This window comes from Marinobacter persicus (assembly GCF_002934325.1).
In the GTDB taxonomy this organism is placed as follows: domain Bacteria; phylum Pseudomonadota; class Gammaproteobacteria; order Pseudomonadales; family Oleiphilaceae; genus Marinobacter; species Marinobacter persicus_A.
The window spans coordinates 1-18,694 of the sequence record NZ_PTIV01000028.1; the positions used below are offsets into that span (position 1 = coordinate 1).

14 protein-coding genes and 1 tRNA gene are annotated in these 18,694 nt (G+C 57.9%); 6 read left to right on the forward strand and 9 right to left on the reverse strand.

Annotated elements, in window-relative coordinates; translation table 11 throughout:
* Positions 1 to 88: 88 nt before the first annotated feature.
* The gene (locus BY454_RS13265) at positions 89 to 4,048 is read right to left on the reverse strand and encodes a hypothetical protein (RefSeq protein WP_104417026.1); all 3,960 of its coding nucleotides are present in this window, start codon (positions 4,046 to 4,048) and stop codon (positions 89 to 91) included.
* 349 nt (positions 4,049 to 4,397) lie between these two features.
* Between BY454_RS13265 and BY454_RS13270 the strand changes: the two genes are divergently transcribed.
* Together BY454_RS13270 and BY454_RS13275 are read left to right on the forward strand one after the other, a co-directional pair.
* Positions 4,398 to 6,002: a methyl-accepting chemotaxis protein gene (locus BY454_RS13270; RefSeq protein WP_104417027.1), complete on the forward strand. Its 1,605-nt coding sequence runs from the start codon at positions 4,398 to 4,400 to the stop codon at positions 6,000 to 6,002.
* Between the two features lie 116 nt (positions 6,003 to 6,118).
* Positions 6,119 to 6,195, forward strand: a tRNA-Met gene (locus BY454_RS13275).
* 73 nt (positions 6,196 to 6,268) lie between these two features.
* Here BY454_RS13275 and BY454_RS13280 read toward each other — a convergent pair.
* A complete protein-coding gene (locus tag BY454_RS13280; RefSeq protein WP_258075658.1) occupies positions 6,269 to 6,829 on the reverse strand; it encodes an acyl-CoA thioesterase in 561 nt (186 codons plus the stop codon).
* Positions 6,830 to 7,014: 185 nt separating this feature from the next.
* Here BY454_RS13280 and msrA point away from each other — a divergent pair, with 185 nt between their 5' ends.
* Genes msrA through BY454_RS13300 form a run of 4 tightly spaced genes read left to right on the forward strand, consistent with a single transcriptional unit; the run spans position 7,015 to position 12,281 of the window.
* Positions 7,015 to 8,229 (forward strand): peptide-methionine (S)-S-oxide reductase MsrA, encoded by a 1,215-nt coding sequence (gene msrA / locus BY454_RS13285; protein WP_104417028.1) that lies wholly within the window; start codon positions 7,015 to 7,017, stop codon positions 8,227 to 8,229.
* 1 nt (position 8,230) lies between these two features.
* Positions 8,231 to 8,908, forward strand: coding sequence for an ABC transporter ATP-binding protein (locus BY454_RS13290; RefSeq protein WP_104417029.1), 678 nt, complete (start codon positions 8,231 to 8,233; stop codon positions 8,906 to 8,908).
* A 5-nt stretch (positions 8,909 to 8,913) separates the two neighbouring features.
* Positions 8,914 to 11,193, forward strand: a complete 2,280-nt coding sequence (locus BY454_RS13295) for an FtsX-like permease family protein (protein ID WP_104417030.1) — start codon at positions 8,914 to 8,916, stop codon at positions 11,191 to 11,193.
* Complete coding sequence (locus tag BY454_RS13300) at positions 11,190 to 12,281, forward strand: lipocalin-like domain-containing protein (RefSeq protein ID WP_104417031.1); 1,092 nt, start codon at positions 11,190 to 11,192, stop codon at positions 12,279 to 12,281. The genes BY454_RS13295 and BY454_RS13300 overlap by 4 nt, the downstream gene beginning before the upstream one ends.
* Positions 12,282 to 12,292: 11 nt before the next feature.
* On the opposite strand, the gene ilvD is transcribed toward BY454_RS13300, so the two are convergent.
* Genes ilvD through BY454_RS13335 form a run of 7 tightly spaced genes read right to left on the reverse strand, consistent with a single transcriptional unit; the run spans position 12,293 to position 18,679 of the window.
* Entirely contained in the window at positions 12,293 to 13,969 is a 1,677-nt protein-coding gene (ilvD, locus tag BY454_RS13305; protein WP_104417032.1) for a dihydroxy-acid dehydratase, read from the reverse strand.
* 29 nt (positions 13,970 to 13,998) lie between these two features.
* A complete protein-coding gene (gene rnhB / locus BY454_RS13310; RefSeq protein WP_104417033.1) occupies positions 13,999 to 14,673 on the reverse strand; it encodes a ribonuclease HII in 675 nt (224 codons plus the stop codon).
* Positions 14,673 to 15,854, reverse strand: coding sequence for a lipid-A-disaccharide synthase (gene lpxB, locus BY454_RS13315; RefSeq protein ID WP_258075659.1), 1,182 nt, complete (start codon positions 15,852 to 15,854; stop codon positions 14,673 to 14,675). The genes rnhB and lpxB overlap by 1 nt, the downstream gene beginning before the upstream one ends.
* Before the next feature lie 18 nt (positions 15,855 to 15,872).
* The gene (lpxA, locus tag BY454_RS13320; protein ID WP_104417034.1) at positions 15,873 to 16,664 is read right to left on the reverse strand and encodes an acyl-ACP--UDP-N-acetylglucosamine O-acyltransferase; all 792 of its coding nucleotides are present in this window, start codon (positions 16,662 to 16,664) and stop codon (positions 15,873 to 15,875) included.
* Positions 16,664 to 17,101, reverse strand: coding sequence for a 3-hydroxyacyl-ACP dehydratase FabZ (gene fabZ, locus BY454_RS13325; protein WP_104417035.1), 438 nt, complete (start codon positions 17,099 to 17,101; stop codon positions 16,664 to 16,666). Before fabZ ends, lpxA begins: the two co-directional genes overlap by 1 nt.
* An 11-nt stretch (positions 17,102 to 17,112) precedes the next feature.
* Entirely contained in the window at positions 17,113 to 18,138 is a 1,026-nt protein-coding gene (lpxD, locus tag BY454_RS13330; protein ID WP_104417036.1) for a UDP-3-O-(3-hydroxymyristoyl)glucosamine N-acyltransferase, read from the reverse strand.
* A 40-nt stretch (positions 18,139 to 18,178) separates the two neighbouring features.
* On the reverse strand, positions 18,179 to 18,679 hold the full coding sequence (locus BY454_RS13335; protein ID WP_104417037.1) for an OmpH family outer membrane protein: 501 nt from the start codon (positions 18,677 to 18,679) through the stop codon (positions 18,179 to 18,181).
* Positions 18,680 to 18,694: the final 15 nt, after the last annotated feature.

The following is an 18,694-nucleotide window of genomic DNA, read 5'->3' on the forward strand; positions in this document are numbered from 1 at the left end:
CCCCGCGTCGCTACGCTCCGATGGGTGGCAGCCTTGCTCCGGTCCGGGTGGCAGGCTTCACGTGGAATGGGTGGCAACCTTCAGCGGTTTACGCAATTAACCGCTGGTCCAAACTCAGCCCCGAATCGTCGGCAATACAGGATTGAGTGGCTCGATAGTCGTCCAGGCTAATGAGGCCTGGACTCACAGTCCGCTCTTCAATATCAATATCCAGCTCGGACCAATCGGGATTCATCACCCCAAAACGCTGAGCCCACCGGAAGAAGTGAACAAGCCTTTCGCCAAAATAGCGGTTGTTCCGTGACGACTCTCGTTTGTACTCCAGCATACCGGCACACAATTCGGTGAGTTCGTCGCTATCCAGTGCGACAAAATCGACCGAATACGCCAACTCCGCAAAAGGGCCGGATAGCGCAGACCAGTAATCCTTTAGGGAGGATTGAGCATAGGGTTTAAAGACCTGACCCTTTTTCCCTTTGCCTCCGCGAGTAAGGTCTACAATCCAATAACCAATCAGCAGCATGGCTGAAGATAATGCATTCCTATTTTCGTGACACTGCTTTTCGATCGTCCGCGCGGTCTGCTCAGCTTTGCGCTTGGTCGGCTCGTATGCTTTCAGACATTCATAAATGCTGTCTTTGAAAGATGCCGCTTGCTTTTGCAGCCGACATTTATCCCGCTCAAACCTCATGCCAGGCTTGATACTAGCGTCCACATTCTCAGCCATTACATGCGACTTATCGTCATCAGGTCTCTTAACAAACTTTCGCTCAGTCAGTCGCAACCCGTCGCTCCATGAAAAACTGGTGGGCGGCACTCGTCCGCTCAGAGCTCCAGCAACCATTCCTGGGAGCTGCACCAAATTGCACTGATCAATAATGCCGCTTACCCAATGGAGGATTTCCGAAACACTTGTGATGGCACTCCCGTGATGCTCTTGGTGAAGTTCAAGAAGAGCAGCCACTTCCTTAACGTCGTCCAGCGATGACTCAGCAACGTGACGAGCTAACTCCAATCCATAGGCCAGTAGCGATCCCGTCTTATAGCTGACTTTATGACGTTGGACGGGTGCTTGAAAATCTGACGGGATCAGCGTTTCGCTGTATTCAAGATAAATCTGTTTACCATGTTGCACGATCCGGCAGTGCCGGCCTTGTGAAATGTCCTGCAGAAGGCGCCTATAACCAATGCGCTTTTCCACAGCAAACAGTAAACAACCCACGACTAGCGCTTTGCTCTTAGTCAGATCAGACTTCTGAACACGACTGCGGACTTCATCCGCCCATCGCTGCATAGCTGGAAATAAAGCGAGAGACTGAGCAACTGTCTCAGACAGGTGTGTTTGTTCTTGCTGGAGCCGAGTGAGGCGTTTAGTGAACTTACTGCCAGGCTCCAGTGATGACCGGTTAACGATTTTTGCAAGGACTCGATACCGCAATGATGCTTGAGGATGAGGCATCTGATCCGACCGGGACAACATTTGATTGATCAATTGCCTCAGCTCATCCGCTTGCAACTCGTCGATGCCTCTATTATCCAGGAAAAGATCAATCTCATCCCTAGCCTCCCGAATCGCTTTTTGTACCCGGATTTTACGGCGTCGTGCGCGATACTTGAGACCAAACACGGTCGGCTCTCTGTATCGGCTTTCGTTGGCTGCCAGAGATAGTAGTGGAGGGGTTTCCCCGCCACTATTGGGCGGTATTTGAAATCCTAACTTTTCAAAAATGGCATTTAAGGTATCCAAACTCTCAGCTGCATCCGCACTCCAGCATCTGGCCGAGAAATCGCCGTATGTCCCTACCCCTCTCTCAGAGTGCCCCATCCAACCCTCGATCAACTCAGCGTTGATGCCGGCACTTGAGAGTTGCTGTGCATACCGATGCCGAAATAGGTTATCGGGCAGCGCCCATTCGAACAGCGCCCCTTCCAGTTGGTCGGCATCTGCCATGGAATGCCATTTAACTTGTCGATCAAGCAAAAAGAAAAAAGGCATCTTGGCAGCTTTGCCACTGGCCATTGCGTCCAGACTGTCCGCCAACTCCGAACGGTGTTTTCTGATGCTTGCCGACAAAGCCAGTAGATGCTCTCGATACTCCCTGACTATAACCCTCGCCTTTTCTGGAAGGGGCACGAGCCGCCCTGCGTGCAACTCGTCGTCCGTTTTATCATTTATATATACGCAGCCTACTTCTAAGTTAAAAAAGGCCGATGACTCGAATGGGTCTCTTAGTGGTCGTGCTCCCGTAGCTGCGTAGAGAGCCATCACTACATATTGGGCCAAGGCATTGTGATAGGCCGAGAAATTTTTCTCGCGGGCAAGATTGAGTTTTCTGGTGGCACTATGAACCTCCTCGACCAGCAAGGATTCAAAAGGAACTAACCGACTGCCGATGAAATTCAGATTCGAAGCTCGATTTTCCCGATCATGAATGGTCAGCCCCAAACCTTTCTCTATCGCCTTTACATCCCAGGAATCATAGCTACAAGCACCTGGTAACGCTGATTTGGGGTGAGAGGTTAAAAGACGGGCAAAGCGGCTGTCTGCGGTATCATTAAAGACCCGCTGAGGGGTTCTATTAGCCAGCATTCCGCTTTTTATGCGACCCAATAGCTTGTCGTCACAGCGATTAAACCACTGTTCACTCGATATTTCCTGGTAGTTAGCCCATAACTGTCCCAGTGTTGAAGGGAACGTTTCGGAACTCTTTGATGCCCTCAGTAACACCGACTGAATAAACGTCGGGACTTCAAATTCTAGGACCTCATCCACCGGGTGAACCAAATGCTGGGTTTGTTCATCTGGCCGCCAACCGCTGTGTCGTCGAGGAGCCGCCCTCTTCAACAGCTTAAAATCTTCAACCAAGCTCCATTCATCGATATGGTTGTCGCCAATCGTTATCCGCTCAACAAATGCCAGAGTGCGTGACAGTGTTAGAGCAATCCAAACGTAGGCACCTGCCAACTTATCGGTGAGTTCAGGAGCCTCGAGTTGCTTGGCAATCCACTCATCAATTCCCGCTATTTCGGGTGGCAGCAGCCGGCTCCATGACCAAGGCAGATAATGGGCGAGCTCTATATTCTGAATCAGAACACTTTTTGAACTTAAAGTTTGCTCGCCGGCGGTGTCGGTGGGATCCACTTCAACGAGTAGGCTGTCGCCACTATCCTCATCGCCCTCTGAAGGAGCAACAAGAATCTCAAAACGGGCATCATCTAACTCAAAGGTCACATCTGACGTTCTTGGAGCGTAGTGCTGCCGGAGATATTGAAGGTCCGGCACACTACCCGTTTTTAAGCCCACGGGTTTGTTGTGACCCTCAGCAATTGCCTGAATGCAGTTTAAAAAATGACTGGATCTGCCCTTGGCTTCCGATCGAACACGTTGAGTCGCATTCTTGACGGCGCTCGTAAACTGAAGATAGTTTCCAGATCGATTTTGAAGTTGGCTATCGGCAATACTCAGAAAACGATCAATCAGAGCCCACTTCTGGTCTCTTTCATCCAAAATTAAAAAGGAAGCCGCTCCCGCAATATTAGAATCGGCAACATTCTGGTAGCGCACCACCCGTTCAACCGCCTGCAAGACCAACCAGAGCCTGATTGCCCGCCTCAAACGAAAAGCCCGCCCCTCTTCGCATCTCGAGAGCGGATGAATCAGCATCGTCAGAAGATAGATGTTATTGGACTTTGGCCCGTATCGCCGAACGGTTCGTTTGGCGGAACCTTGATGACTTAAAGGTTGGTATTGCTTACTGAGCTCATCGTTAGAGTGAAAAGCTCTTGAGAGCTCCAAAAGATCCCTGGCAAATTGATTATCAGACCACTGCTGTAAAATCTGAATGGACTCAGGAAACGACGCCTCTTCTATGAGGTTAGGAATCCCAACTATTTTAGGGTTGAGGTTGAGGGTGTAATAACAGAGCTCGACAGGGTATTCTAAGCTCTCGTTGATTGCCCACCGGCAGAGGTACTCAAACCTCTCGCCGAGCCTTACGGTCATTTCTGTGGCGAGGTCTTGGTGTTCTCTGTGCCCATCCTGAATCACGTCATTAGTTCCTAATTGTTCCTACGTCCATTTGTAGGATAGCTCAGAATCCTCCCTATATGATGATTTCAGGCATTTTTTCGCAAATTAGGGACAATTAACCAATATCTCATCTGTCATTCTCATAACCTTGGTTCGAATCCAGCCCCCGCTACCAATTGAAATAAGGCCGGCTAATGCCGGCCTTATTGCGTTCTGCGGGGGGCTTTTCTGTTCCCACCTATCTACCCACACTTCTATCGAAATTAACGACACTCTTGATCTGGGCCAATAGGGCTGTACCACCGCCTGTGCAACAATCCTTCCTAATAATAGAAATTATATACATCATTTATGGAAGGAAGACAGCATGCGTCCACGAGCCCTTGTATCCCATACCATTCAGCTCGTCCTGCGTTCCATCGGCGTGCGCAAACTTGATCATCAATTCTTTCTTTCCTACACGCTGATCTTCCTCTGCGCCCTGGGTTCGGCATCGTTCCTGTATTTCAGTACAGACCCGGGCGAGGCCCGGTCATTGAATGTGGCCGGCGCACAACGCATGCTCAGTCAGCGGGTCGCCAAGGAAGTCCAGATGGTGGCTGCCGGCGTGGAAGAGCCCGCCCAGGCCCAAAAAACCATTGAGCAATGGGAGCGTGCCCATGGCTGGTTGCTGAACGGCAGTGAAGAGGCTGGCGTTCCGGCCGTAAAGGACCCAGAGATCCGCGCCCAACTGGAGAGCGTGTTCGCGCTCTGGCAAGAGTACCGGCCTGCTCTGGTTGATTACATGAATGCCCCGGACACCCAAACGCTCAAACAACTACAAGAGATGTCACCACGTGTCCTGTCGGAGATGAACGAGGCGGTTGGCATGATGTCCACGCTTGCCGACCGCAATACCCAGTTCAATCAGATCATGTCCATTTCCATGGTCCTGGCCATTCTGATGCTGGTCATCCTGGGCCGGATGTTCGGCCTCACCTACCTGATGGATCAGATACACATGCTGCAGAACCGGCTCCTTGCCCTGGCCAATGGCGACTTCCGTCAGACCATGGAGCACGAATTCAAGGACAATGAGATTGCCGAAATCGTCGAAGCCTACAACACCATGAGACGCCAGATCGGCGAACTGGTTGGCGGTGTCCGGGACGCCGCCAGGCAGATTGATGACAGCACGGCGCAGGCTGCCGACATCATCGAGCAGTCACGACAGGGAGTCGACCACCAGCGTTCTGACACCGACCAGGTGGCCACCGCTGTCAACGAAATGAGCGCCACGGTTCAGGAGGTCGCCCGAAACACCAGTGACGCAGCCGAGGCCACCGTTCGGGCAGAACAGCAGACGGATGCCGGACAGCGTACAGTCTCCAGCGCCGCGCAAAGGGTGCATGCCCTCTCTGCCCGCATGGCTGAACTCAAGGAACTCACCACCCGCCTGCAAGATGAAAGCCGGGAAGTGGGAACCGTATTGTCAGTGATCACAGACATTGCGGATCAGACCAACCTGCTGGCCCTGAACGCGGCGATTGAAGCCGCCCGGGCCGGCGAAGCCGGGCGGGGGTTCGCGGTTGTGGCCGATGAGGTTCGTGGACTGGCCCGTAGAACCCAGGAATCCATTGGCAAAATCGATGACATCGTAGGCCGCTTCCAGGCCGGCACCGGTGAAGTCGCCGAAGCCATGCAAAAAGGCCAGGAAGAGGCCCATCAAGGCGCGGACGCCATGAGTGAAGCCGAGGCCGCCTTGCGGGAAATCGCCGACACGGTCACCACCATCCGTTCCATGGCTGACCAGATTGCCACAGCAACTGAAGAGCAGAGCCAGGTGGCGGACGAAATCGACCAGCGGGTGATCAAGATTGCCGAAGTGGCCGACCAGAACACTGCGGGCATGACAGAGACCGTGACCGCCACCGGTACCATTCAGGCGCAGGTCCGGCGACTGCGAGGATTGGTCGAAAACCTGAAAGTCTAAGCTCGCAGGGCCCCGGCCTGCCTGAAATTGTTTGCGGGAATAGTTGACAGTCACACACTGCCTCTGTACTATTCGCACCACGTTGATCGGCGCACACCGGTTAACAACCAGTTTGATGCGGGGTGGAGCAGTCTGGTAGCTCGTCGGGCTCATAACCCGAAGGTCGTTGGTTCGAATCCAGCCCCCGCTACCAATTGAAATAAGGCCGGCTAATGCCGGCCTTATTTGTTTCCACAGATCTAAGTCCGATAGCGTTCGAACTCCCCCTATTTCGCCACCTTGCAGTTCTCCCCGGCCAACGAATCATCGTCGACTTCATAGTCGATTTCCTGCCTCGCCCGGTCCAGGTCATGGCGCTGTAATTTGCGCACTTTGCGTCTCAGCCGCCCTTCCAGAAACCGCCGGACTTCTTCATCGCTTTCCAGTAACAGGCCGGGAATCGATTCCGGAGTTTTGGTTTCCGGATTGAGTGCAACCATGGTGAAATAGGAGGTATTGGTGTGCCGGATGGCCCCGGTTTTGAAGTTTTCGGAAACAACCCGGATACCGATTTCCATCGAGGACTTGCCGGTATAGTTCACTGACGAATACAGCGTCAGAATTTCTCCGACCTCGACCGGGTTCAGGAAATCCACCTTATCCACTGACGCGGTCACACAGTAACATTTGGAGTGAGACGCCGCGCAGGCATAGGCGATTTTGTCCATCAGAGACAGCACCACACCGCCATGGACTTTTCCGCCAAAATTCTCATAGGAAGGAACCATCAGTTCCCTCAGGACAATTTGCGATGATTTTACCGGGTAGAATTCATCACTTTTTCTCACGTGAGGTCCCCTGTCCGCTTTTTGTTGTGCCCGGAGAATAACATGCACGGAAACCCAACAAGGTTATTGAGTCGTACAACTACGGACACCCGATGACCCTGCGGGCTTTTGAGGAATTATCTTTCATTCCTCAGGTCAGAACAGGTAAGTCACCTTCGACGATCCAGATAATTCGGGATGGTTTTATGAAACGTGTACCACTTCCTTTGCAACTGTTGTTCGCCGCCACCCTGGCTCTTCTGGCTGGCTGCCAGGCCGGTGCCAGCGATGCCAAATCCGGGGACACTTCCTTTGCGCCAGACGATCCTTCTCTGGCCGTCGCCACTTTTGCCGGCGGCTGCTTCTGGTGTGTGGAACAGGCTTATGAAGAACGGGTCCCCGGCGTTGTTGAAGCCGTGTCAGGGTATAGCGGTGGAAGCGAAAAGAACCCGACCTATGAGCAGGTCTCGAGTGGGCAGACCGGCCATACAGAGTCTGTTCAGGTTTACTACGACCCAGACGTGATCACCTATGAGGGCCTGCTGCAGGCGCTCTGGCGGACCATGGACCCCACCGATCCCAATGGTCAGTTCGTCGACCGGGGCCAGCAGTACCGCCCGGCCATTTTTTACCACAACGCTGAACAGAAACGCATCGCGGAAGCTTCGAAGCAGGCACTGGCCGAATCCGGCCGATACGACGATCCGGTGATTATCGACATCGTGCCCTTTGAAGCCTTCTACGAAGCGGAAAAATACCATCAGGATTACTACCGCAAGAATCCGGTGCGCTACAAGATCTACACCTACAATTCCGGCCGCTACCAGTTCATCGAGGACGTATGGGGAGACGACCAGGAAGTGGATTACAGCCAGTATCGCCCTGAGCAAACCAGCAGCGACGAGAATGGCAACAGCAACGCCGCCATGGAGGCAAACAGCAACGGCTTTGATGCCAGCAGCTTTGAAAAACCGTCCGATAAAGTGCTGAAAGAACGCCTGACGCCGATGCAATACGAGGTCACCCAGCTGGACGGCACCGAACCGGCGTTCCAGAATGAGTATTACGATGAGAAACGGGCGGGCCTGTATGTCGATATTGTCTCTGGTGAACCCCTGTTCTCTTCCAGTGACAAGTATAAGTCCAACACCGGCTGGCCCAGCTTTGTCCGGCCCATCGAACCGGGTGTTGTGGTCGAGAAAGAAGACCGTTCCTGGTTTGGCGTGCGCACGGAAATCCGAAGCAAAGTGGCCGACTCTCACCTTGGCCACGTGTTCACCGATGGTCCGCCGCCAACCGGGCTTCGCTACTGCATGAACTCTGCCGCTCTGCGCTTTATCCCCAAGGAAGACATGGCGGCCGAGGGCTACGGCCAGTACCTGGATCAGGTTGGACCAACCATGGACGTTGAAACCAAATGACATGACGGACGCGCTGCTAACCGCCTGCAACCTCACAAAACAGTTCCGCAGCGGCACCCAGCGCGTGCCGGTCCTTGATGACATCTCCCTCGAACTATCCCGGGGTGGATCGCTCGCGCTGACCGGACGCTCCGGCTCCGGCAAGAGTACACTGCTGAACATTCTCTGCGGTCTTGAAGCACCGGACGCAGGCAGTGTGCGCGTGCTCGGTCAACAGTTCGAAGGCACAGCCAGCAACGCTCGGATTGAAAGCCGATGGGCGACTCTGCGGCGACAACAGATCGGCGTGGTCTTCCAGGAAGCCAACCTGATGCCCGCCCTGTCCCTGCTGGATAACGTACGCCTGCGAGCCCGCTTGGCCGGACAGGACCAGGAAAACAGCCAGGACTGGCTGGCACGACTGGATATCGGCGAACTCGCGCACCGCTACCCGGACCAGGTCTCCGGCGGCCAGCGCCAGCGTGCCGCGTTGGCCATGGCCTTTGCCATGAAACCGTCTCTGATCCTGGCCGACGAACCCACCGGCAGCCTGGACCGCCACACCGCCGAGGCGGTCATCGAACAACTCTTTGAACTCCAGTCGAGGTACGGTTGCGGCCTGGTTCTGGCGACGCACGACAGCGAACTGGCCGCCCGATGTGGCCAGCGCCTGGACCTTGGTCACCTCTCCCGGGACTGACACCCATGACGCTTCCGGCCGCACTGCTCAGCCATTATCGCCGTCACCCGCTCCAGCTTCTCGCACTGGCGATCATGATTATCCTGGCGACCATGCTCTGGACCGGCGTGCATCACCTGACCAGCCAGGCCCGGGGCAGTCTCGAGCAAAGCGAATCAGCCGTTGCCGAGCGCCAGCAGGTAGTGCGGGCGGACGGCCAGCCGATGACGGTGGCCGACTTCGTAGAACTCCGTCGCCAGGGATTCTGTGTCATGCCCTGGCTGGAAGTCTCCCGGCCGGCCGACGGTCGTATTGTGGGCATCGATCCCCTGGCGGCGGCCTGTTTTGGCAGCCAGGCTGATGGCGCCCCTGAGCCGGGAAACAGACTCGATGGCAAGCCATTTGTGGACATCAGCAAGGCGGCCGAATTGGCAGCCGACCACCGCCACGAACTGACGTTGTTGATTGTGCCAGCGACGACCAACCACTCCCTCCCCGCAGGCTATGAACACGCCGCCTTCCAGGTTGGACCGGATACCGGCGAGCTGGGTGAAAGCTTCCTGCTGAACCTGGACGCGCTTGGGGTGCTGGTTCTGCTGATCACCGCCTTGCTGGTGCGCAGCGTCTATCTGCTGGGCCTGGCCCAACGAAGGGACAGCTTTGCACTGCTGCACCGTTACGGGGTACCCCAGCGCCAAATCAGCCAATGGTTGGTCGTCGAGCTGCTGGTTCTGGCCCTGATTTGTATTTTCCCGGGCGTCTGGCTGGGTCGCTGGCTGGCATCGGCTTTGGGCAATGGTTTCGGTCAGGCGCTTGAAAGCCTGTTCGACACGCCGCTGTATGCGGGAGACAGCGGAGGCTGGACAGCGCCTGTGCTCACCATGGTGGCGGTAGTGCTGACGGCTTGCCTGGCGGATGGACTTCGCCCCTGGCTCCGGCGCCTGTTACGGTCGTTCGGTCCACGCCACCAGCATTGGTGGCCGCTGCTTTTGATTCTGCTGCTCGGCCTGGTGCTGGTGATCTGGACACACACCCTGTTCTGGCTGTTTACCGCAGTCGCCATCGTCTTTGTGGCGTTTGGGGTGCTGGCTCCCCGGGTCCTCTCCGGGCTTGCGGATTGGCGGGCAAGCCGGGCAGGCGACCCCATGGTACGCTGGCGCCACCGGGAACTCTCGGTGCTCGCCCGGCGGCTGGCGCTGCCACTGGTGGCCCTGCAATTCGCCATGACCCTGGTTCTGGCGGTCCAGGCGCTGGTAACCACTTTTGAAAACACGTTTGATCAATGGCTGGCACAGCGCCTGGAAGCCCCTTTTTACATTGAAGTACCAGCTGGCGCCGATGCCTCGCTGGCGACCCACTGGCTCAACAACGCATCTGAAGAGCACGGCCTTGGTCCCTGGCACCGGGTGATTCGCGGGCGGGCAACAGTGGCAAAAGGCCCCGAGAATACTGGCCAAGCCGTGGATGTCTTTGGCCTGGGCCCCATCGGCCCGCTGGTGGAAAACTGGCGGCTCCTGGATTCCGTGCCGGCCCCTTGGCAGCGCCTGCATGAAAACGCCGGCGTGATGGTCAATGAACAGCTGGCACGCCGGCAAGGCATTCAGATCAACGACACCCTGAAGGTCTCCCTGGGCGGTGACACCATGACCCTGCCCGTGCTGGCGGTGTATCCGGACTACGGCCGGCCCGCGGGCGAAATCCTGGTGCCTGCCACGTTACTGCCAGAAACGTTCGATATCCGCTTCCAGAGCCTGTCCATCACACCGGGCCAGCTCACCATGGAAGCTATTACCGGTGCGCTTGAACAGCTCTGGGGCCGGGAGCAGCTCACGGTGCGCAACAACCGGACCATCCAGGCCCTGGCTTCCAACATCTTCGATCAGACGTTCCTGCTTACCCGGGCCATGACGGTGCTGACCCTGATACTGTCGGGCACCGCCCTGCTCCTGATGGGCTGGGTGTTCTTTTCCACCCGTGCCTGGTATTTCCGCCTGCTGCTGGTCTGGGGCCTTCAACGCCGGGAAGCGACCCTGCAACTGATGCGTTTATCGCTGTCACTGACCGGCGCCATCACCCTCCTGGCCCTGCCATTGGGCATCTGGCTGACCTGGGTGCTGGTACATCGCATCAACCCCCTGGCCTTCGGCTGGTCGCTGCCCATGGCGGTCTACCCGGCGTTCTGGTTACAGTTGGGCGCCATGAGTCTCCTGATCGGCCTGAGCATTACCCTGCTTATGCGATACCAGCTGAAAAACAGCGCTTCCACGCCAGTCAGTGCCAATGCACTGGCCGGGGGTGAGCGATGAGACGGGCCCTTCTCCTGATGTTCCTGTTGGTTCTGGCTGGCTGCTCCCGGGAGCCGGAGCCCGCCGGTTTCGCAGGCCTTGCCGGCGTGGGTGACACCAACGCCGAGGTACCCTTCCTGCAACCCGGCCCGCGTGACAGCCTGTCGTACCCAAAGGATTTCGGGCCGCATCCGCAACATCGTATTGAGTGGTGGTACCTGACGGCCAACCTGGAAACCCCGGATGGCCAGCCTCTGGGCCTGCAGTGGACCCAGTTCCGGCAGGCCATCGTCCCCAGGCCCATGGATGCAACGCCCCCGGCAGCGAACAACTGGCCCCTGCAGGCCGCCTGGATGACCCACGCAGCAGTGAGCTTTGATAACCAGCATTACTTTTCTGAAAAACTGGCCCGGGGCGACATTGGCCATGCTGGCGCCCGGGCAGAGCCTTTCTCGGTCTGGCTGGACGACTGGCAGCTCCAAGCCACCGGCGACCCAGACCGCTGGCACCTGCAGGTAACTGCCGATCAGTGGTCCTACGACCTGACACTGGAACTACGGGGCGAGCCCGTCGCCCATGGCAATCAGGGCTTCAGCGCCAAATCGGCCACGGGCGAGGGATCGATGTACTTCAGCCTGGTGGATATCCACATTGAAGGCACAGTGACCCTGAACGGGAACTCGCATCGGGTATCCGGCAAAGGCTGGTTTGACCGGGAGTGGAGCAGCCAGTTTCTGAAAACCGGCCAACAGGGCTGGGACTGGTTTGCCCTGCACCTGGACTCGGGTGACAAGCTGATGGCGTTCCAGTTAAGGGAGAAGGAAGGTACCTATCGTTCCGGCACCTGGATTCCGGCACAGGGCGAGCCGGTGGCACTGAAGCCCGGCCAATTGGCGTTGGCGCCGCGCACCGGACACAAAGGGCATCCGCGCCAATGGCGTATAACGGTGCCGGATTACGGTCTGGACCTGCAACTGACGGCACCGCCGGGCGATTACCGGAACAACGGGCTCTACCCGTATTGGGAAAGCCCGGTCACGGTGTCGGGCAGCCATACCGGTGAGGGTTACATGGAGCTGACCGGCTACGGCAGCTCAAGCACCGACTAACTCGCGCTCGCTCAAGGCAAGTCGGTCACCGCCCCGGTGGACGCGGAACTGACGGTGCGGGCGTATTTGGCAAGCACGCCACGAGCAACCCGGGGTGCCGGTTCCGCCCAGGCCTGGCGGCGCTTCTCCAACTCCTCTTCAGAAATCTCCAGGGAGATGGAGTTGTTCACCGCGTCAATGGTGATGGTGTCGCCGTCCTCAACCAGGGCGATCGGCCCACCCACGGCGGCTTCCGGGGTGATGTGCCCCACCACGAAGCCGTGGCTGCCGCCCGAGAACCGGCCATCGGTAATCAGGGCCACGTCGCTGCCCAGGCCCTTGCCCATGATGGCGGAGGTGGGGCTGAGCATCTCCCGCATGCCGGGACCGCCCTTCGGCCCCTCGTAGCGAATGACCAGCACGTCTCCGGCCACCACGGTGTCATCCAGGATACGGGCCTGGGCCTCTTCCTCGGAATGGAACACCCGGGCCCGCCCGGAGAAGTGGGTGCCTTCCTTGCCGGTAATCTTGGCCACCGAGCCTTCGGGGGCCAGGTTGCCATACAGGATGCGCAGGTGACTGTCCGGCTTGATGGGGTTCTCGAAGGCATGAATGATCTGCTGGTCTTCCGGGTACGGCGCCACGCCGGCCAGGTTCTCGGCCAGGGTGTTGCCGGTGACCGTCAGGCAGTCCCCGTGCAGCAGGCCCCGGTCCAGCAGCATTTTCATCAGTGGCTGGATGCCGCCAATGGCCACCAGCTCGGACATCATGTAGTGCCCCGACGGCCGAAGGTCCGCCAGCACCGGCACCTGCTTGCCAATGCGGACAAAATCATCCAGCGATAACGGTACCCCGATCGTGCTGGCCATCCCCAGCAGGTGCAGCACCGCGTTGGTCGATCCACCCAGGGCGATCACCACGGTAATGGCGTTCTCGAAGGCTTCCCGGGTCATGATGTCGGAGGGTTTGATGTCCCGTTCCAGCAGTTCCAGAACGGCGGCGCCAGCGGCTTCGCAGTCCGCCACCTTGGTGTCCGATACCGCGTTCTGCGCCGAACTGCCGGGCAGGCTCATGCCCATGGCCTCAATGGCGGAGGCCATGGTGTTGGCCGTATACATGCCTCCGCAGGAACCGGGGCCGGGAATGGCCGTTTCCTCGATCTGCTTCACTTCGATCAGGTCCATGTTGCCACGGGCGTGAGCGCCCACCGCTTCAAACACGGAGATAATGTCGGTGTGATTCTCACCGGGCTGGATGGTGCCGCCATAGACAAACACCGCCGGACGGTTCAGCCGCGCCAGGCCCATCATGCAGCCGGGCATGTTTTTGTCGCAGCCGCCAATGGCCACCAGGCCGTCAAAGCCTTCGCAGCCGGCCACGGTCTCGATGGAATCGGCGATCACCTCCCGGGATACCAGGGAATACTTCATGCCCTCGGTGCCGTTGGCGATGCCGTCCGAGATGGTGATGGTGTTGAAAATAAGACTCTTGCCGCCGGCCTCGTCGGCACCACGGGCCGCTTCCCGGGCCAGGCCGTCAATGTGCATGTTGCAGGGAGTGAGGTTACTCCAGGTGGAGGCAATGCCGATCTGGGGTTTGCGGAAGTCCTCGTCCTGAAAGCCAACGGCTCTGAGCATGGCCCGACTGGCGGATTTGTTGATGCCATCCACCACCGGGGCGGAGTAGCGGCGCCGTTTATCAGTCGTCATGGACTTGCCTCCCGTGAAGTTATCCTGAGTTAGTCAACATCCTCGAACAGATCCGCTGGATACTGGAGCTCTTCCGCCACATGGTATATACCCCCGCGCTCGATGGCCTCGGCCACCGGCCGGAACGAACGCCGGTGATGGGGCGTCGCGCCCAGACGGTTGAGGGCTTCAAGGTGCACCGGCGTAGGGTAACCCTTGTGTTGCGCCAGACCAAAGCCGGGGAACTCTTCATCCAGAGCCGCCATCTCCCGGTCCCGGGTCACTTTTGCCAGTATAGAAGCCGCGCTGATGGCCGCCACCCGGCTATCTCCCTTGACCACGGGCTCGGACGCCCAGTGCCACTTCGGGCATCGGTTGCCATCCACCAGCACGTATTCCGGTGGGATCGCCAGACCATCCACGGCGCGTTGCATGGCCACCATGGTGGCCTGGTAGATGTTCAACTGGTCGATTTCGTGGGCCTCACAGCGCCCCAGGCTCCAGCAGGCCGCTTTTTCCAGGATTTCGTCGTACAGCGCCAGGCGGCGTTTTTCCGTCAACTTCTTGGAGTCGGCCAGGCCGTCTATGGGGCGCTCCGGGTCCAGGATCACCGCAGCGGTGACCACCGCGCCGATTAAAGGGCCGCGCCCCACTTCGTCCACACCGGCCAGGCGCCAGCCCTGGTAAGAACACTCAAATGGCGGCAAGGGACCGGATTTGGCCATTACGAACGAGCCTCCAGAAGCTGGGTAATGGCCTGCGCGGCTTTTTCATCGGCACCCTGGCGCAGAGTCTCGTGCAGCTCGGTGAAGGCCCGCTTCAGGCGCTCTCTTTCCTGCTCGTTGTCCAGGCGCTCCAGAACCGCCGCCCCCAGCGCTTCGGGGGTGGCATCGTCCTGCAGCAATTCCGGCACCAGACTCTTCCGGGCCAAGAGGTTGGGCAGTGCCACCCAGGGCACTTTCACCAGTTTCGAGAGCAGTTTGTAACTCAAGTTGCTCAACCGGTACCCCACCACCATGGGCTTTTTCAGCAACATGGCCTCCAGGGTGGCGGTGCCGGAGGCCAGCAGCACCACATCACTGGCCGCCATCACCTCCCGGGAGCGGCCGCGCACCAGGGTTACCGGCAGTTTTACGTCCAACGCATCCACCAGCGCTTGCACCTGTTTTTCCCGCTCCCGGTTTACACAGGGAATGACGAGCTGCAGGTCCGGCTTGCGGCTTTGCAGCCAGAGCGAGGTTTGAAGGAACAGGGTGCCCAGGCGCTCCACTTCGCCACCCCGGCTGCCGGGCAGCACTGCCAGCACCGGCTTGTCCGGCGCCAATCCCAGGTCTTTCCGGGCAGCCAGGGTGTCCGGTTCCATGGCAATACGGTCTGCCAGCGGATGGCCGACAAACGCCACCGGCACGTGGTGCTCTTCGTAAAAGCGGGCTTCAAAGGGAAACAGGGTGAGCATCAGATCCACCGATTTGGCGATCTTGAAGATGCGCTTTTGCCGCCAGGCCCAGACGGAGGGGCTCACGTAATGAACGGAAGGAATGCCGGCCTCGCGGCACCGGCGCTCAATGGCCAGGGTAAAATCCGGGGAGTCGATACCAATCACCACGTCCGGGCGATTGGCGAAGAAATACTCGTACAGCCGGCCACGAATCCGGAACAGCTCGCGGATGCGCCCCAGCACTTCCACCAGACCCATGACCGACAATCGTTCCATGGGCACCAGCGAATGAAAACCTTCGGCGATCATCTCATCGCCGCCGATACCGATAAAACGGGCATTGGGGTAGCGTTTGCGGAGGGAGCGGATCAGCCCGGCACCGAGGATATCCCCCGATGCCTCACCGGCAATAATGGCAATTAGCGGCTGAGTGGACGGCCTGGAAGGCAAGGTATTGGCCTGGGTCAACGACACCCTCCCGCCGGATCAGCGGATGATGCCGCGACCGGTTCCTTCAAGAGAATCAATCAGTGGCTGGACTTCCGGCACATCGGCAAACTGCTCCTTGAGCTCGCTGAGCGCCTGACCGGTAGTCAGACCCTGGCGATAGATCACCTTGTAGGCGCGACGCAGAGCAGACAGGACTTCCTTACTGTAACCACGACGCTTGAGCCCTTCCACGTTCATGCCGTGGGGCTGGGCGGATTGGCCGCTGGCCATCACATAGGCGGGGATGTCTTTGAGCACGATACTGCCACCGGCTGCCATGCTGTGGGCGCCGATCTTACAGAACTGGTGCACCATGGTGCCGCCACCCAGGATGGCGTAATCACCGACGGTGACATGTCCGGCCAGAGTAGCGCAATTGGCCAGGATGGTTTCATTGCCCACCACACAGTCGTGCGCCACGTGAACGTACGCCATCAGCAGGTTGCCGCTGCCAATACGGGTCTCACCACGGTCCTGCACCGTACCACGGTGAATGGTGCAGTTTTCACGGATGATATTGTTATCACCGATGATCAGGGTGGTCGGCTCGCCGGCGTACTTCTTGTCCTGGCACTCTTCGCCGATGCTGGAGAACTGGAAAATCCGGTTATTGCGGCCAATTACGGCTGGCCCTTTGACAACAACATGGGACAGGATCTCGGTACCTTCACCAATCTCAACACCCGGGCCGATGTAGCTCCACGGGCCCACGGTCACGTTGTCCGCCAGCTTTGCCGACGGATCAATGATCGCCTGAGGATGAATACCCGACCAGTCGGTTGCTGCCATTAAACTTCTCTCTCAGCGGTCAGAATTTCGGCCACACAAACCACTTCGCCGTCCACCAGGGCCCGACAGTTGAAGCGCCAGATACCGCGTTTGGCCGAGACAAACTCGGTTTCCATGTCCAGGCGGTCACCTGGAAATACAGGGCGCTTGAAGCGCACTTTGCTGGAACCAGCCAGATATTGTATCAAACCGTCTGCCGGCTTGCGGCCAACAGTGACAAAACCGAGAACTCCGGAAAGCTGGGCCATGGCTTCAATAATCAACACACCCGGCATAATCGGGTTGTTGGGAAAATGCCCGGTAAAGAACGGCTCGTTAAACGAGATGTTCTTGTAGCCCTTAGCCGAGACACCACTCTCGACCTCGGTTACCCGGTCCACCAGCAAGAACGGGTAACGGTGTGGCAGGTATTCCAGAATTTCATCGATATACATCATGTTCTTTGGCCTCAGCCCTTTGATTTCTTTTCAAGTTCTCGCACACGCCGTGCCAGAGCATCCAGTTGCCGGAAACGCACGGCGTTTTTACGCCAATTCCGGTTGGTATCCGCACTGGTGCCAGAAGAATACACTCCCGGTTCACGGATATCACCCGTTACCAGCGTCATTCCGGTTAAATGTACCTGATCGGCAATGTCCAGGTGGCCAGCCACGCCGGAAGCGCCCCCAAAGACACAGTGCCGGCCAATGCGGCTGCTGCCGGCAATACCCACCATGGCCGCCATGGCACTGTGATCACCGATCTGCACGTTATGGGCGATCTGGATCAGGTTATCCAGCTTCACCCCATTACCAATCACGGTGTTCTCCAGGGCCCCCCGATCAATGGTGGTATTGGCGCCCACCTCAACATCGTCGCCCAGTTCAACACCGCCCAGCTGGGCAATCCGGTGCCAGGCACCCTGTTCATTCGCAAACCCGAAACCATCAGACCCGATAACCGCACCACTGAGAATATGGCATCGCTGACCAACGGAGACATCGTGGGCCAGGGTTGCCCGGGGGCGAATAACGGTGTGATCACCAATGCGTGAGCGGGCACCAATAATCGTGCCTGCACCGACTGCCACGTGAGCACCAACGCGGACATCGGCCTCGATCACGACGTGAGGGCCGACACTGGCGGTTTCATCAATGTAAGCGGACTCATCCACCACTGCGGTGGGGTGAATGCCGGGTGGCGCAACGGGCGCGGGGTCAAACCAATGGCTGAGGCGAGCATAGCCCATGTAGGGGTTATCGAGTAACAGGACATTGGTCGGAGAATTCTCGGCCTGATCCGGCGAGACAATGACAGCAGACGCACGGGTCTCTTTCAGGTATTTCCCATACGCGGCATTGGCCAGGAAACTGATCTGACCAGGCCCGGCAGCCTGCAAGGTGGCCAGACCGGTAATCAGGGTGTCGGGATCTCCCCGGAGACTGGCTCCCAGTGCATCGGCTATTTCCTGCAGCCGATAGGACGTCTGTGTCATGGCTTTCTCCAGATACCGGGGCCGGGGAGCCCCGCAATCATCACTCGTTCAGCTTGTTCAGCAGCGCTTCGGTCAGGTTCATGTCCGGCTTGGCATAGACCACGGCTTCGCTCGGCAGGATCAAATCCAGATTGTTCTCTTCCAGCAATTCCTTGATCGCTGCGTCCACTTCCGGGCGAGCGTTTTCAACAAACTGCTGTTTGCGCTGGTTGACGGTGGCGTCCAGGCGCTGTTTGAGCTGATTGAATTCCTGCACCTTGCGCTGGAACTGGCCGGAGAGTTCCTTGCGCTCAGCCTCGTTCATCATGGCGCCGTCTTTCTGCAGGCGCTCCTGAAGCTTTTGTGCTTCCTGTTGCACCTGGCGCACCTTAGCTTCCTCATTCCCAAAATCCTTCTCCAACTGCTGGGAAAAACTCTGGGCGTCGTCCGAGGAAAAGAGTGCCTGGCGCAGATCAACCACACCGATCCGTGTCTCGGCGCTTGCCTGAACCGAGCAGGCCAGCAATAACGCTGCGCCAACCAATGTGAATAAACGAGTCATGATCAATCTCCTTAC

Bases quoted from the DNA above. Each gene is read 5' to 3' on its own strand.
- BY454_RS13335 (WP_104417037.1), bottom strand. From the start codon at position 18,679: ATGACTCGTTTATTCACATTGGTTGGCGCAGCGTTATTGCTGGCCTGC.
- lpxA (WP_104417034.1), bottom strand. From the start codon at position 16,664: ATGGCAGCAACCGACTGGTCGGGTATTCATCCTCAGGCGATCATTGAT.
- lpxD (WP_104417036.1), bottom strand. From the start codon at position 18,138: ATGACACAGACGTCCTATCGGCTGCAGGAAATAGCCGATGCACTGGGA.
- rnhB (WP_104417033.1), bottom strand. From the start codon at position 14,673: ATGGCCAAATCCGGTCCCTTGCCGCCATTTGAGTGTTCTTACCAGGGC.
- msrA (WP_104417028.1), top strand. From the start codon at position 7,015: ATGAAACGTGTACCACTTCCTTTGCAACTGTTGTTCGCCGCCACCCTG.
- ilvD (WP_104417032.1), bottom strand. From the start codon at position 13,969: ATGACGACTGATAAACGGCGCCGCTACTCCGCCCCGGTGGTGGATGGC.
- fabZ (WP_104417035.1), bottom strand. From the start codon at position 17,101: ATGATGTATATCGATGAAATTCTGGAATACCTGCCACACCGTTACCCG.
- BY454_RS13295 (WP_104417030.1), top strand. From the start codon at position 8,914: ATGACGCTTCCGGCCGCACTGCTCAGCCATTATCGCCGTCACCCGCTC.
- BY454_RS13270 (WP_104417027.1), top strand. From the start codon at position 4,398: ATGCGTCCACGAGCCCTTGTATCCCATACCATTCAGCTCGTCCTGCGT.
- BY454_RS13290 (WP_104417029.1), top strand. From the start codon at position 8,231: ATGACGGACGCGCTGCTAACCGCCTGCAACCTCACAAAACAGTTCCGC.
- BY454_RS13300 (WP_104417031.1), top strand. From the start codon at position 11,190: ATGAGACGGGCCCTTCTCCTGATGTTCCTGTTGGTTCTGGCTGGCTGC.